This window comes from Streptomyces sp. NPDC005438, assembly GCF_040606315.1.
Lineage (GTDB): Bacteria > Actinomycetota > Actinomycetes > Streptomycetales > Streptomycetaceae > Streptomyces.
In genome coordinates this window covers 315643-330269 of the sequence record NZ_JBEXEP010000001.1, presented here as the reverse complement: position 1 = coordinate 330269, position 14627 = coordinate 315643, and the positions used below count along the sequence as shown (strand labels likewise).

Here is a 14627-nt window from a genome sequence, read left to right as displayed (position 1 = left end):
TCCCCTCCCCCGGTCGGGAGTACCGGGGCGAACCGAGAGAAGGGAAGGTCGACGTATGGCCGCCGTGGCGAGTCGCACGAGGGACGAGATCGGGTCGCAACCGGAGTGCTGGTTGCGGGCGGCGGAGGAGGCCGCGGGGTTCGGTCCGGCCCTGCCGCGTCCCGGGGAGCGGGTGGCGGTGACCGGGTGCGGTACCTCGTGGTTCGTGGCCCAGTCGTACGCGGCGTTGCGGGAGGCGTCGGGGCAGGGTGTGACGGACGCGTTCGCGGCGTCGGAGTTCCCGTTGTCCCGTGGCTACGACCGGGTGGTGGCGGTGACCCGGTCGGGGACGACGACCGAGGTGTTGGAGTTGTTGGCGGCCTTGGAGGAGCGGGGTGGGAGGGGGGCGCGGGACCGCCTGGTGGTGTTGACGGCGGATCCGGGGTCGCCGGTGGTGGGCGCGGCGGGCCGGGTGGCGGTGTTGGAGTACGCGGACGAGCGGTCGGTGGTGCAGACGCGGTTCGCCACCTCGGCGTTGGTGTTCCTTCGGGCGGGGTTGGAGCGGCACGGGGGGTTGCCGTCGGGGGTGGGGTCGGTGGCGGAGGCGGTGGTGGACGCGGAGTCGGCGGTGTCGGCGGTGTTGCCGTCGGAGGTGGTGGGGGCGGGGCAGTGGACGTTTCTGGGGCGGGGGTGGACGTACGGGCTGGCTCTGGAGGCGGCGTTGAAGTCGCGGGAGGCGGCGGGGGCGTGGACGGAGGCGTATCCGGCGATGGAGTACCGCCATGGTCCGATCGCGGTGGCCGAACCGGGGCGGGTGGTCTGGGTGTTGGGCGAGGCGCCGGCGGGTCTGCGGGACGAGGTGGAGCGGTTGGGGGGCGTGGTGGTGGCCGACAGCGGGCCGGAGGGGTGGGATCCGTTGGCGGATCTGGTGCGGGCGCAGGGTCTGGCGGTGGCGTTGGCGGAGGCCCGGGGGCTGGATGTGGACCGTCCGAGGAACCTGACGCGGAGTGTGGTGCTGGGCTGAGGCGTTCCCGGGCCCGGTCATGCTCCTGACCACGCGGGGTGTGACCGGGGTCGGGGTCCCTCGTACGGGCCCTCGCCGCCTGGTGAGGTGGCGCCCCCGTCGACGTGGCGTCCGCCCGTGGTCCCTCGCGGGTCCCGGGTGGGCGCCCGTTCGCGGTCGGGCGGGGTTCCATGGGCGGTCCGTCGGCGCCCGATCGGGGTGCGGCCGGTATGCGCACGGCGCTCGTACGGGGTTCGCCCGGAACGGGGTGGAGGTGTGTGGGTGGGGCGGAGGATCCCTAAGTGGACTAGACCTGTAGTCGGCTTCGGGTGAGACTGTGCGGGTGAGTTCCTATGTCATCGCCCTGGATGTCGGCGGTACCGGCATGAAGGCCGCCCTGCTGTCCCCGGACTACCGGGTACTGCACGAGGAACGCCGGCCCACCGGACGGGAGGCCGGGCCGGCCGAGGTCGTGGAGCGGGTGCTGTCCTTCGCCGCGGACCTGCGGACGCGGGGCCGGGACCTGTTCGGCGAGGAACCGGCGGCCTGCGGGGTGGGGGTGCCCGGGGTGCTGGACGAGGAGGCGGGAGTGGCCGTCTTCGCCGCCAACCTCGGGTGGCGGGACGTACCCCTGCGCCGCCTGCTTCGGGAGCGGCTGGAGGACCGCGTACCGGTCGCCCTCGCCCACGACGTACGGCTGGGCGGGCTGGCCGAGGGCCGCCTGGGAGCCGGGAAGGACGCGGACCGCTTCTTCTTCGTGTCCCTGGGCACCGGCATCGCCGGCGCCATCGGGGTCGGCGGCCGGGTGGACCCGGGGGCGCACGGCGGCTCGGGCGAGGTGGGGCACGTGGTGGTCCGCCCCGACGGGCCGGAGTGCGGCTGCGGGGGCCGGGGCTGTCTGGAGACCCTGGCCTCGGCCTCGGCCGTCGGCCGCGCCTGGCGGGAGGCCAGTGGCCGCCCGGAGGCGGACGCGGCGGACTGCGCCCGCGCGGTGGCCGCCGGGGACGAGCGGGCCGAGGCGGTGTGGCGTACGGCGGTGGGCGACCTGGCCTCGGGGTTGATGACGGCGGTGACCCTGATCGACCCCGCCGTGCTGATCGTCGGCGGGGGGCTGGCGGAGGCCGGCGACACCTTGCTGGACCCGCTGCGGGAGGCGGTGGCGGAGCGGATCACGTTCCAGACCGCCCCGAGGATCGTGCCGGCCGCCCTCGGGGAGGCGGCGGGCTGTCTGGGCGCCGGAGTACGGGCGTGGGACCTGCTGGACGCACATGTGAGGACGTCATGACCGAGCGGATGGTGCTGGACGGGGCGCGGCTGGTGCTGCCCTCGGGAGTGAGCGTGGGCCGGCTGACGGTGGAGGGCTCCCGTATCGCGGGGGTCGAACCGTCCCCCGCCCCGGAATCCCCACCGGGGCCCGGTGTACGGGACCTGGCCGGCCACTGGGTGGTGCCGGGGTTCGTGGACATGCACGTGCACGGCGGGGGCGGGGCCTCGTTCTCGGCGGGCACCCACCAGGAGGCGCTGGCCGTGGTGGACACCCACCGTCGGCGGGGCACCACCACCATGGTGGCCTCGACGGTCACCGGGGAGCTGGGTGACCTGGCCCGGCAGGCCGGGGTGCTCAGCGAGCTGGCCGAACAGGGCGAGTTGGCGGGCGTGCACTTCGAGGGGCCGTTCATCTCCCAGCACCGTTGCGGGGCGCACGACCCCGAGCTGCTGCGCCCGCCGGAGCCGGCGGCGGTACGGAAGCTGGTGGACTCCGCGCGCGGCTGGGCCCGGATGGTGACCCTGGCCCCGGAGCTGCCGGGCGGCTTGGAGTCGGTGCGACTGCTGGCCGAGCAGGGGGTGGTCGCGGCGGTGGGGCACACCGACGCGGACTACGGGGCGGTGCGCCGCGCGGTGGACGCCGGGGCGACGGTGGCCACCCATCTGTTCAACGCGATGCCGGGGCTGGGGCACCGGGCTCCGGGGCCGGTGGGCGCGCTGCTGGAGGACGAGCGGGTCACCGTGGAGTTGATCAACGACGGGGTGCACGTGCACTCCGCCGCCCTGGGGGTGGCGTTCCGGGCGGCGGGCCCGGGGCGGGTGGCCTTCGTCACCGACGCGATGGGCGCGGCGGGGATGGGCGACGGCCGCTATCCGCTGGGTCCGATGGAGGTGGACGTACGGGACGGGGTGGCCCGGCTGGTGGAGGGCGGTTCCATCGCAGGGTCCACGTTGACCCTGGACCGGTGCTTCCGTCGGGCGGTGACGGTGGACGGGCTGGCGGTACCGGACGTGGTGCGGGCGCTGTGCGCCAACCCGGCCCGGCTGCTGGGGGTGGCGGACCGGGTGGGTTCGCTGGAGGTGGGCAAGGACGCCGACCTGGTGGTGCTGGACGCGGAGTTCGAGGTGGTCGGGGTGCTGCGGCGGGGAGCCTGGGTGGTGGCGCCTCCGGGGCGGTAGGTGGCTGCGCGGGCTGACGGCCGTACTGGGATGATCGCTGCCCCGGTGTCCCCGACGGGGGTGCCGGCCCGGGACGGAGGTGGGGTTTGCGATGGACGCCGAGCCGACTGTGCTCACCGTCACCCTCAACGCGGCGCTGGACCTGACGTATCGGGTGCCCCGGCTGGTGGAGCACCGGGAGCACCGGGTGTCTCAGGTCAGTGAGCGGCCGGGTGGCAAGGGCCTGAACGTGGCGCGGGTGCTGGCCGGGCTGGGGTACGGGGTGACCGTCACCGGTCTGGTGGGCGGCGCCAGTGGCGGGGAGGTGCGGCGTCTGCTGGCCGACTCGCCCCAGGCCGGGCGGCTGCGGGACGAGTTGGTGACCGTCGCCGGCCCGACCCGGCGCACCGTGGGGGTGGTGGACGACTCCGGCGACGGGGCCACCCAGTTGAACGAGCCAGGGCCGGGTATCTCGCCCGGCGAGTGGTCGGGGTTTCTGGACCGGTTCGACGCCCTGTTGTCCGGCTCCTCGGCGGTGGCCCTGTGCGGCAGTCTGCCCCCGGGGGTACCGGTGGGGGGCTACGGGCAGTTGGTCCGCCAGGCTCGGGCGGCGGGCGTACCGGTGGTGCTGGACACCAGTGGGGAGCCGCTGCGCCGGGGATTGGCGGCCCGGCCGGACGTGGTGAAGCCGAACGTACGGGAGTTGGCCCAGGTGACGGGTACGGCCGACCCCACGTGGGCCGCGCGGGAGGCGCGCCGTCGGGGCGCGCACCGGGTGGTGGTGTCCCTGGGCGAGGAGGGGCTGCTGGGGGTGTCGGCGGAGGGGAGTTGGCGGGCCCGCCCGTCGCGCCGGTTGTCGGGCAACCCGACGGGGGCGGGGGACGCGGTGGTGGCCGCCCTGGTGTCGGCGTGGGTGGACGGGGTGGAGTGGCCGGGGGCGCTGGCGCGGGCGGTGGCGCTGTCGGCGGCGTCGGTGCGGGCCCCGGTGGCGGGCGAGTTCGACCGGGAGCTGTACGAGGAGTTGCTGCCGGGGGTGGAGGTCACCGAGGAGTCCTCGGGCGCGGAGTGACGCGGTGAACGGGGCCGTGGTGAACGGGAGTTGGGGACGATGGGCGGCATGGGACCGTCAACCGAGCCCCCTTCGGCCGACCCGGAGCTGCTGGTGTGTCCCGGGCTGGCCGACCCGGAGCTGAACGCCCTGTTCGCCGACGCCTGGCCCGAGCACCATCCGACCACCTTCGCCCCGCTGTGGGCCCGCAGCCTGGTGTGGGTGGCCGCCTACCGGGGGGACCGGCTGGTGGGCTTCGTGAACGTGGCGGGGGACGGTGGCGCGCACGCCTTCGTACTGGACACCACCGTCCATCCCTCCGTACGCCGGCGGGGGTTGGGGGTGGCGTTGGTACGGAGGGCGGCCGAGGAGGCGCGGGCGCGCGGGGCGCACTGGCTGCACGTGGACTTCGAGCCCCACCTGGAACCCTTCTACGCCCGCTGTGGTTTCCGCCCCACCTCGGCCGGGCTCCTGCGGCTGTAGGCCACGCACCGCTCCGTCACCCGGCCCCCGGAGGCCCGCCCCTCCTCGTAGCCGGCTCGTGGGGAACGGAACCCCACCAGGCCCGGAGGAGGCCGACTCCCCGCCTGCGGCGGGGAGTCGTCGGGCCGCTCCCGTGCGGCCCGCCAGGACCGGGAACGGAGCTGGCAGGGCTCAGCCGGTCCGCCGTACGAAGAGGCGCGGGTGGGCGTCGAGTTCCTCCGGCTGGTCCTCAGGGGGTGGCTGTCGGCAACGTCACACGGTCCTCGGCGGCACCCCGGGGACGTACCGGCGCGGGTCACGGCGTACGCCGGAGAAGGTCCACGGTTCCTGGAACCGGCCCTCGCCCACGGAGAGCGGCGAGGGGCACGCGCCGGGACGACGCCCCGCGCCCCTGCGGCACCCACACCGCCGACGTGGCGAGGCGCGTCACCGGGACACGCGCGCCCCCGGTGATCCGAACGAGCGCCCCAGGGTGTGTCGTTCGGATCTGGGGAGATCAGGGAGCGCGTTCTGGTGTGGTGGGCCGTGGGGCACAGCACGGCGGGGGAGGAGCCGATGCAGCGCATCGGCGGCAGCGGCCCACGGCGACCTACAGCGACAACGCGGCGAGGTGCGGCACGCTCGGTGACACCGCACGCGAGCCTCGCAGTGATCCGAACGACGCGCCCTAGTCCTCGGACGGCGCCAGCCACACCTTGTCGAGGTTGACCTCGCAGGCGTTGCCCTCCTCACAGGAGAGCTTGATCTCGTTGGGGCCTTCCTTCAGGTCGACCCGCTGGTAGGTGCTGGCCCACCCCTTCTCCCAGTCGCCCTCCTTGGCGCCGGCGAAGTTCTTCATGTTCACCGGCCGGGCGTCCTTCTTGCCGTTGACGGTGAGGGTGAGGTTCATGTCCTTGCCGGGTACGCCGAAGCGGACGTGCAGGTGGAAGACGCCGGCCTTGTCCATCTGCGGGGACCAGGTGGCGGAGGCGCCGGGGTGGTTGAAGTTGGCGACGAAGTTGCCGCCCTTGGCCTCCGCGCCGGGGACGTTGTTGTCCACCTTGGGGCCGCCCTGGAGGCTGAGGGTCGCGGCGTCCTCCTGGGGCAGGGGCTTGTCGTCCGCGTCGGCGCCCTTGTCGTCCTTGGCGTCCTTCTTCTGCTCGTCGTCCTTGTCCTGCTTGTCGGGCGCGCTGGTCTCCGGTCCGGGGTTGACCTTGGCGCTGTTGTCGCCGCCGCTGTTGAAGGCCATGGCGGCGCCGATACCCATCACCACGGCGGCGACCACGGCGATGGCGGCGATCAGCGGTCCGTTGCGCTTCGACGAGCGGCTGGCGGCCTGTTGACGCTGCCGGGCGGCGGCCCTGCCGCCGGGCTGGGTCTCGGGGGCCGCGTAGTAGGCGTTGGGGCTCTGCTGGGAAGGGGAGCCGGACTGTTGGTGGGGTACGCCGCTCTGCTGGTGCTGGCGGTTGCCGTACTGGCGTTGACCGACGGTGTGCACCTGCTGGTAGGAGCGGCGGGCCGGCGAGGCCTGCGGTGTGGAGGCCTCGCCCGTACCACCTTCGCGGCGGTAGAGATGGGCGAACGGGTCGTCCGGTTCGGGGGAACCCGTGCCGTTCTGGTCGGCGGTCATCTTTTCCCTGTCACTCCCTATGGTCCGGTACGCCGCGAGCCTACCTCCTGGACCCGGTTCGCCGGTGGGGCGAGCCGCCGTTCCCGGGACGGGTGACGGCACTCCGCACGGGCGTGGGGTCAACTCCGGTCAGCCGGCCCGCCGTTGCCCCTTGGATCGGGACCGCTTCTCGATGTACATCCGCTGGTCAGCGGACTGGAGGACCTCCTCGGCGGTCATGCCGCACTCGGCCCAGCCGATGCCGAAACTCGCCCCGACCCGTACGGCGCGGCCGTCCACCCGGATCGGCGGGATGATCGCGTTCCGCAGACGCACGGCCAGGTCCTGGGCGTCGGCCGTACCCAGGTGGTCGGCCAGCACCACGAACTCGTCGCCGCCCAGGCGGGCCACGGTGTCGTTGTCGCGTACGCAGTCGGCCAGCCGGCGGGCCACCTCGATCAGCACCGCGTCCCCGCAGTGGTGGCCGAACCGGTCGTTGATGGACTTGAAGCCGTCCAGGTCGCAGAAGAGCACCGCGAGCCCCTTCTCCCCGGCGGCGGCCGGGGCGACCGCGTGCACGTGGTGCTGGTCCACCACCGGCTGGGGCCCGGAGTCCTCGAAGACGGCCAACTCGTCGACGGAGTGCGGGCGGTGTGGCCCCCGGGGGTCGTGGGCCCCGACCACCTCGGAGCTGCCGCACAGCCGGGAGCCGAGGCGGGTACGCAGTTCGGCGCTGTTGGGGAGTCCGGTGAGGGAGTCGTGGCTGGCGCGGTGCGCCAACTGGAGTTCGTGGCGCTTGCGTTCCTCGATGTCCTCGACGTGGGTGAGGAGGTAGCGGGGGCCGTCGGCGGTGTCGGCGACGACCGAGTTGCGCAGCGACACCCACACGTAGGAGCCGTCGCGGCGGGCCAGGCGGAGTTCGGAACGGCCGCCCTCGGGCGAGGTGCGCAGCAGGGTTCCTATGTCCTCGGGGTGGACCAGGTCGGAGAAGGAGTACCGGCGCATCGCGGAGGAGGGGCGGCCCAGCAGGCGGCAGAGGGCGTCGTTGACGCGTATGAGACGTCCGTGCTGTTCGCCGCCGAGTTCGGCGACGGCCATGCCGCTGGGGGCGTACTCGAAGGCCTGCCGGAAGCTTTCCTCGCTGGCGCGCAGGGCGGTCTGTTCGCGTTCCAGGCGGACCAACGCGCGTTGCATGTTGGAGCGGAGGCGGGCGTTGCTGATGGCTATGGCGGCCTGCGAGGTGTACATCTGCAGGGCCTCGCGCCCCCAGGCTCCCGGTCGGCGGCCGTTGCGGGGCTTGTCGAGGGCGAGCACGCCCAGAAGTTCGCGGTCCGAGGCGTGCAGGGTGGCGTAGAGCCGGTCCATGGGGTGCCAGTCGTCCGGGTACCGGGGGGCGGGCCCGGGGGCGTACCACTGGGGTATCTCGTCGTCGTCCAGCACCCAGCCCTCGGTGTACGGGATGAAGCGCAGCGAGGCCCAGTGGTCGCCCATGGACAGCCGGCGGTCCCAGGCGGCGCGGGGGGCTATCTGGCCGGCGAGCGTCTTCTCGGCGTCGGCGTTGCCCGCGACGGCGGCCACCACCAGGTCGCCCTCGGGGCGGACCATGTGGACGGTGGCGATCTCGTACCCCAGGCCGGAGACGGCGCCGTCGGCGACGGTCTGCACGGTGTCGGTGAGGGAGCGGGCGGAGTTCAGCCGGGCGACGACCTGGTGGAGCTGGCGCAGCGAGGAGAGACGGACGTACGGCTCGGACTCTGTTTCCACGGCGCCCCTCCCCCAGGGTGTTCAGGCCCGCGCCGGTTGGTCGTGCCGGTGCGAGGCCCTCTATCCACTACCACAGCCACTGAATCACAGCCAGCTGTTCACTCGGTACACAGGGTCAACAATAATTCCCATCTGTGGCTCAAGTCACAAGGGTTCAGCGGCAGTTGATCGTTTGAGTCGAGTTCTGAGCGGATACGGGCGTTTGCCCGCGCGCCTCTCGCCACCCCCGTCCGTGGCAGTCTCGGGTACCCGCCCCACGACGGGAAAACCCCTGCGACCCGGGTCCTAGTACGCGGTTCGGTCTCCAGCCCGATGCTCCCTCCCCACCCCCGCGCCTACCGTCGGCCCCATGTCGCACACCGCGCAACACCGGCCGCCCGCCCGGGCCGCCGGGCCCACCACCGGGGCACCTCCGCCGTCCGGCACCCCCGTACCGCATCCTGAGGGGGTGAGCGAGGACGAGTTCCGGGCCGCGATGGCCCGACTGGCAGCCGGCGTCGTACTGGTCACCGCCCAGGAGGCGTCCGACGAGGACGACGAGCCCCCGCCGACCCCGGGCACCGGCGCGCACCTGTGCCCCGGCGAACCGGCCGGGATGACCGCGACCTCGTTCCTGTCCGTCTCCCTGCGGCCCCCGCTGGTGCTGGTGAGCGTGCGCACCGGCTCCCGCATGGACGAGGTACTGGCCGAACAGCCCCTGTGGGCGGCCTCCCTGCTGGCCGACGACCAGCGCACCGTCGCCGGCCAGTTCGCCATGAAGGGACGGCTCAGCGACCGGTTGCTGTTCCGCCACCTGCCGCACACCCACGGTGCCGCGACCGGGGCGCCGCTGGTGGAGGGGGCGTTGGGGGCGGTGGAGTGCCGTACCGAGGAACGCGTACCAGCCGGCGACCACCACCTGGTGGTCGGGCGGGTCCTGGCCACCCATCCCGCGTCCGGCCGGCGCCGGGAACCCCTGGCCTACTACAACGGCCGCTACCGCACCCTGGGTTGAGCCGCCGCCTCACCAGTCCCGGCCGCTGCGTCCCCGCTTCACGTCCGCCCGGCGCTTCTTCTCCCGCAGCCGGCGCTCGTTCAGCGACCTGGGCACCCGCTTGCGGCGGCGCGGCGCGGGCGGCGGGGCGGTGGCCTCGGCCAGCAGCGCCGCCATCCGTACGGCCGCGGTCTCGCGGTTGCGCCACTGCGAACGGTGCTCGCTGGCCCGTACCACCAGCACTCCGCCCACCAGCCGGCCCTCCAGCCGCTCCAGGGCGCGTTCCCGCCACACCTCGGGCAGCGCCCGGGTGGCCGCCAGGTCGAACCGCAACTCCACCTGGCTGTCACTGGTGTTGACGTGCTGGCCGCCCGGGCCGGAGGAACGCGAGAAACGCCAGCTCAGCTCGGCCTCCGGCAGGGAGACCGAGCCACGGATGACGTAGGGCCCGGACATACGTCCATGGTGCCCGGGACCGGCCCGGCCGTCACCGGGTTTTCGCCTACGGACCCGGCCCGGGGGCGGAACGGGATCGGCGCGTGACCGGTGCGAGGACGGCCTCGGCCGCGACTTGGCAAAGAAAGTAAAGATCGTGGAACCCCGGCCCCCACACTCGGCGTTGGTGACTAGTGACGGGCACCGACGCCCGCGAGCTTCACGAGAGAAGGGCAACCTCCATGGCTGTAAGCCTGTCCAAGGGTGGAAACGTCTCCCTCACCAAGGAGGCGCCGGGTCTCACCGCCGTGTCCGTCGGACTCGGCTGGGACGTGCGGACCACCACGGGCACGGACTTCGACCTCGACGCCAGCGCCATCGCGGTCAACCCCGCCGGCCAGGTCTACTCGGACCAGCACTTCGTCTTCTTCAACAACAAGGCGACCCCGGACCAGTCGATCGTGCACACCGGCGACAACGTCACCGGTGAGGGCGAGGGCGACGACGAGAGCATCAACGTCAACCTGGCGGCTCTGCCCGCCGACGTGGACAAGATCGTCTTCCCGGTCTCCATCTACGAGGCCGAGTCCCGCAGCCAGAACTTCGGCCAGGTGCGGAACGCCTTCATCCGCATCGTCAACCAGGCCGACGGCTCCGAGATCGCCCGGTACGACCTGAGCGAGGACGCCGCCACCGAGACCGCCATGGTCTTCGGCGAGCTGTACCGCAACGGCGAGGAGTGGAAGTTCCGCGCCGTGGGCCAGGGGTACGCCTCCGGCCTGGTCGGCATCGCCCAGGACTTCGGCGTCAGCGTCTGACCGACGCCCACGCCCACGGCACGGGGGCCGGTCCGACAGCGGACCGGCCCCCGTGGCGCGCGCCTACACCCGCGCCCCGTTGTCCCCCGCCCGGGCGGCCGGACGGGTCGAACGCCCCGCCTTGCCACGCGACTTGGGCTTCGGCGGCGGCGCACTCGCCCACCGCTCCAGCAGCAGGGCCAGCGGGGTGGCGGTGAACAGCGAGGAGTAGGTGCCGACCACGATGCCGATGAGCAGCGCCAGGGCGAAGTCGGCCAGCGAGTCCCCGCCGAACACCAGCAGCGCCCCCAGGATGAACATCGCGCCCATGCCGGTGTTGATGGTCCGGGGCACCGTGGTGAGCACGGCCGAGTCGACCGTGCTGGACAGCAGCCGGCCGGAGCGGGCCGCCCACAGTTCCCGCACCCGGTCGAAGACCACCACCGAGTCGTTCACCGAGTAGCCGATGACCGTCAGCAGGGCGGCCACGAACACCCCGTCGATCGGCTTGCCCAGCCAGGCGAAGACGCCCACCAGGATCAGCGCGTCGTGGACCATCGCCGTGATCGTGGAGGTGGCGAAGGTCCAGCGGAAGCGAGCGGCCAGGTAGGCGAGCTGGGCCAGCACGGCGGCCCCCAGCGCGATCAGCGCGCCCTTCCGCAGCTCCTTGCCCAGACTGGGCCCGATCATCTCGTCCCGCCGCTTCTCGGCCTCGCCCCCGACCTCGGCCACGGCCGCACGCACCCGTTCCTCGCCGCCGTCGGACAGCTTGCCGGTACGGACGGTGAACCGGTCCTCGCCGGACTCCTGCACCACCGCCCGGGGGTGGCCGGCGTCGGCGACCGCGTCCCGCACCCGGTCGACGTCCACGGAGCGGGTGACCTCGTACTCCACGACCCGTCCGCCGGTGAACTCCACGCCCAGGTTGAGGCCCCGCAGGCCGATGCCCGCGCCGGCGACCACCAGGGCGAGGGCGGACACCGCGAGCCACTGGCGCCGGTAGCGCATCAGCGGCGGCTGGCGCTCGGTGAGCCAGCGTCGTACCCAGCCGTGGCCGGCCAGACCGCTGAGACGGGGCGTCTGGCGCAGGGGCCAGCGCTGCACCGCGTACTCGGCCAGGACCCGGGTGATCAGCAGGGCGCTGACCATGGACGCCAGCACACCGATGCCCAGGGTGACCGCGAAGCCCCGTACCGGGCCGGAGGCGAAGAGGAACAGCAGGCCGGCCGCGAGCAGGGTGGTGATGTTGGAGTCCGCGATGGCGCTGAGGGCGTTACGGAATCCGGCGGTGAGCGCGGTACGGATACTGCGGGCCCCGCGCTTGCCGGTGGGGGCGAGGTACTCCTCCCTGGCCCGTTCGAAGACCAGGACGTTGGCGTCCACCGCCATGCCGATCGCCAGTACGAAACCGGCCAGTCCCGGCAGGGTCAGGGTGGCGCCCAGGGCGAGCAGGGCGGCGTAGGAGATCAGCCCGTAGCAGGCCAGGGCGAGGGTGGCGAGCAGGCCGAGGATCCGGTAGACGCCGATCATGAACAGCCCGGTGAGGGTGACGCCCAGTACCGCCGCGTAGGCGCTGGCCTCCACCGCCTCCGCGCCGAGGCTGGCGCCGACGGTGCGCTGTTCCACGGTCTCCACGGGTACCGGCAGGGCGCCACCGTTGATCAGCAGGGCCAGTTCGTCGGCCTCTTCCTGGCCGAACGTGCCGGTGATCTGGGTCTTGCCCCCGGCGATGCCCTGGCCGCAGCGCAGGGACTCGTCCACCTGGGGCGAGGAGATCACCTTGTTGTCCAGCACGATCGCCACCCGGCGCTGGGGGTCGCCCACCGGGTGGCAGGCGGCCTTGCCGGTCAGCTCGCGCCAGGTGCGCTCGCCGTCGCCGCGCAGGTCGAGGTTGACCGTCCAGCCCGAGCCGCGTTCCTGGTCTAGCTGGGCCTCGGCCTCCTTGACGGCCGAGCCGCCCATGGCGGCCTTGCCGAGGTTGAGGCGCTGCCCGGACTCGTCCTTCAACGACTTGGCCGGTTTCTGACCCTCGGGTGTCACCGGGTGGAACGTCAACTGGGCGGTGCGGCCCAGCACTTCGCCCGCCTCCTTGGGGTTCTGCACCCCCGGAAGCTCCACGATGATGCCGCGCTCCCCGGAACGGGCGATCTCCGGTTCGGTCACCCCGAGGGCGTCGACCCGTTGCCGGAGGACCTCGATGGTGCGGTCGGTGGCGGCCTGGTCCGCCTTGGCGGTGTCGCTGTCCTGGGTACGCAGGGTGATCTGGGTGCCGCCGCGCAGGTCGAGGCCGAGGCGTGGGGACAGGGTGAGGCTGATCAGGGTGGAGAGGGCGATGACGACCAACGCGACGGCCGCCCGCACCCTGGTGGTTCGGAACATGTTCGGGCTCCAACGGGCAGTGCGCGTCCCGCTCCCGACGTACGCCGACACCGCCGGTCACCGGTACGTGCGCCGGGCGGTCCGCCGTGGAGGCCGTTACGGAGAGGCCACCGTGCGGTCCGCCGTACGGGCTCGGGGCGCGCGAGGGCGCGTACGCACCGGGGCCCGTGGTGGGCGCGCGGAGGTCACGGCCCGGCCGGGAGCCGGCTTCGGCCTCCCGTACCAGTCACCGGGTCCGCCCGTGGCGTACGGCACCGCCGCTCGCCCCGGCCACAGCGCGCGGTGTCCGGCGGGGCGTGGTCACGACGCGTGGGGTGGGAACGCGAGAGAGATGGGTGAGGGGTTCAGACGCCTGCCGTCATCGGTGGAGCCCGGCTCGGGTCGAGGGCCAGCCCGTCGGCCTCGCTCCCGGGCGGGGTGGGGTGCTGGAGCCACCAGTGCCGCGACAGCGGCACCGTCCAGTGCGGCACCGGGGCGTCACTGGCGGCGTGGGTCAGGGGGTGGGGTTCGCCGACCGTGGGCCGGGGAATCCGCTGGAACCCCAGCTGCCCGGGGTCCGGGTCGGGGTGGTCCAGCCGCTGTTCCCACCCGTCCGAGGTGCCGGCCGGGCCGGGCACCTCCGAGTCGGAGTCCCGCACGTCCGGGCGCTCACCCCACGGGCCCCCTGGAGCAGCTGGCCCGTGGTCGCCGGCCGTGACCGGGGCGCCCTGGGCCGAGGTCGGGGCGGCCACCCGGCCGCCGCCCGGTGCGCCGCCGTCCACCCCGAGGGTGACCGGCATCGCCGCCAGTCCGGCCAGCACCAGGGCCACCAGGGCCGGCAGCCACCAGCGCGACGCGCGGAGCGGGGCGCGACCTCGGGCCATGCCGCTCTCCTCCCCGGTCGACCGGACGGTGCTCGTCCCCCGGGCAACGGCCGGCCCGGCCGATACGTTCCGGTGCCCCGGGCACCCCACCGTACGAGGGCGGGGTCGCCCCACGGTACGCCGTCGGGCCGTGCCACCATCGGCGGGTGCTCGACATCGGTTACTCCCTGTCCACCCGCTTCCCCGACCCGCCGACCACGGACTACGGCACCGTGCCGGTACGGGAGCTGCGGCACGACCTGTTCTGCGGGGACGTCTACCTCGCGGACACCGAACGGGACGAGGAACTGGCCACCCGCTGGGGCTGGGTACCGGTGCTGGACTTCGGCTGGGCCCTGTGCGACATCGTCGAGGACCTCGACCGGGACCCCCTGGGCAGCCGGGCGGCCCGCCCCCAGACCGCCGAACTGGACTTCACCGAGTCCACCGACCGCCTCCGCTTCCAGCGCCGGTTCGGCACCGTCGAGGTGCGCGCCGACTGGAACCCCGACGGCCCGCCCCTGCTCGTACGGCACGAGGAGCTGCGACGGGAGGCGCGGGACTTTCTCCAGGACCTGCTGGCCGACCTGGTCGACCTGCACCCCGAGCTGGACCGCAACCCCACGGTCTGGACCCTCCAGTCCCGCTACCCCCGCGTCTGACCCACCCCCACCTCCGGCCCCGCCCGGGGTGCCGCTGTCGAACGCGGCAGCCGGGCGCCGCCACCGGGGCGCCGTAGCCGGAGCCGCCGCGACCGTACGGGGCTCCGCCCGCCCCCACACCGGCCACCCGTGAGCCCCGCTCCCCGGTCGACCGGGGAGCGCCCCACCCTCGGCCCAGCCGCCGCCCGCCGCACCGGGTACGCAACCCCCGCACGGGCGTTGTCCCGCCCACGCGGCCACGTGTCCTCCT

General features: G+C 73.7%; 13 protein-coding genes. 8 read left to right on the top strand and 5 right to left on the bottom strand.

Annotation, left to right across the window (positions count from 1 at the left end):
- Positions 1-55 precede the first annotated feature (55 nt).
- The 5 genes from ABZT14_RS01305 to ABZT14_RS01285 all read left to right on the top strand — a co-directional run bounded on the left by ABZT14_RS01305 (position 56) and on the right by ABZT14_RS01285 (position 4937).
- Positions 56-1003 (top strand): SIS domain-containing protein, encoded by a 948-nt coding sequence (locus ABZT14_RS01305; RefSeq protein ID WP_356295135.1) that lies wholly within the window; start codon positions 56-58, stop codon positions 1001-1003.
- A 364-nt stretch (positions 1004-1367) separates the two neighbouring features.
- Entirely contained in the window at positions 1368-2267 is a 900-nt protein-coding gene (locus ABZT14_RS01300) for an ROK family protein (RefSeq protein ID WP_356296975.1), read from the top strand.
- Complete coding sequence (gene nagA, locus ABZT14_RS01295) at positions 2264-3427, top strand: N-acetylglucosamine-6-phosphate deacetylase (RefSeq protein ID WP_356295132.1); 1164 nt, start codon at positions 2264-2266, stop codon at positions 3425-3427. Before ABZT14_RS01300 ends, nagA begins: the two co-directional genes overlap by 4 nt.
- Positions 3428-3518: 91 nt before the next feature.
- Positions 3519-4475, top strand: coding sequence for a 1-phosphofructokinase family hexose kinase (locus ABZT14_RS01290; RefSeq protein ID WP_356295129.1), 957 nt, complete (start codon positions 3519-3521; stop codon positions 4473-4475).
- Between the two features lie 48 nt (positions 4476-4523).
- On the top strand, positions 4524-4937 hold the full coding sequence (locus ABZT14_RS01285; protein WP_356295126.1) for a GNAT family N-acetyltransferase: 414 nt from the start codon (positions 4524-4526) through the stop codon (positions 4935-4937).
- A gap of 667 nt (positions 4938-5604) precedes the next feature.
- On the opposite strand, the gene ABZT14_RS01280 is transcribed toward ABZT14_RS01285, so the two are convergent.
- A complete protein-coding gene (locus ABZT14_RS01280; protein ID WP_356295123.1) occupies positions 5605-6546 on the bottom strand; it encodes a hypothetical protein in 942 nt (313 codons plus the stop codon).
- 129 nt (positions 6547-6675) lie between these two features.
- Entirely contained in the window at positions 6676-8289 is a 1614-nt protein-coding gene (cdgB, locus tag ABZT14_RS01275) for a diguanylate cyclase CdgB (protein WP_356295120.1), read from the bottom strand.
- 349 nt (positions 8290-8638) lie between these two features.
- Here cdgB and ABZT14_RS01270 point away from each other — a divergent pair, with 349 nt between their 5' ends.
- Positions 8639-9283, top strand: a complete 645-nt coding sequence (locus ABZT14_RS01270) for a flavin reductase family protein (RefSeq protein ID WP_356295117.1) — start codon at positions 8639-8641, stop codon at positions 9281-9283.
- A 9-nt stretch (positions 9284-9292) separates the two neighbouring features.
- On the opposite strand, the gene arfB is transcribed toward ABZT14_RS01270, so the two are convergent.
- Positions 9293-9718, bottom strand: coding sequence for an alternative ribosome rescue aminoacyl-tRNA hydrolase ArfB (arfB, locus tag ABZT14_RS01265; RefSeq protein WP_356295115.1), 426 nt, complete (start codon positions 9716-9718; stop codon positions 9293-9295).
- 221 nt (positions 9719-9939) lie between these two features.
- Between arfB and ABZT14_RS01260 the strand changes: the two genes are divergently transcribed.
- The gene (locus ABZT14_RS01260; protein WP_356295112.1) at positions 9940-10515 is read left to right on the top strand and encodes a TerD family protein; all 576 of its coding nucleotides are present in this window, start codon (positions 9940-9942) and stop codon (positions 10513-10515) included.
- 63 nt (positions 10516-10578) lie between these two features.
- Here the strand turns inward: ABZT14_RS01260 and secD are convergent, their stop codons facing one another.
- Together secD and ABZT14_RS01250 are read right to left on the bottom strand one after the other, a co-directional pair.
- Complete coding sequence (gene secD, locus ABZT14_RS01255) at positions 10579-12873, bottom strand: protein translocase subunit SecD (RefSeq protein WP_356295109.1); 2295 nt, start codon at positions 12871-12873, stop codon at positions 10579-10581.
- Between the two features lie 344 nt (positions 12874-13217).
- Positions 13218-13736 carry a hypothetical protein gene (locus ABZT14_RS01250; protein WP_356295106.1) on the bottom strand — a complete coding sequence of 173 codons (519 nt, stop codon included), beginning with the start codon at positions 13734-13736 and terminating at the stop codon, positions 13218-13220.
- 146 nt (positions 13737-13882) lie between these two features.
- Here ABZT14_RS01250 and ABZT14_RS01245 point away from each other — a divergent pair, with 146 nt between their 5' ends.
- On the top strand, positions 13883-14377 hold the full coding sequence (locus ABZT14_RS01245) for a hypothetical protein (protein ID WP_356295103.1): 495 nt from the start codon (positions 13883-13885) through the stop codon (positions 14375-14377).
- Positions 14378-14627 lie beyond the last annotated feature (250 nt).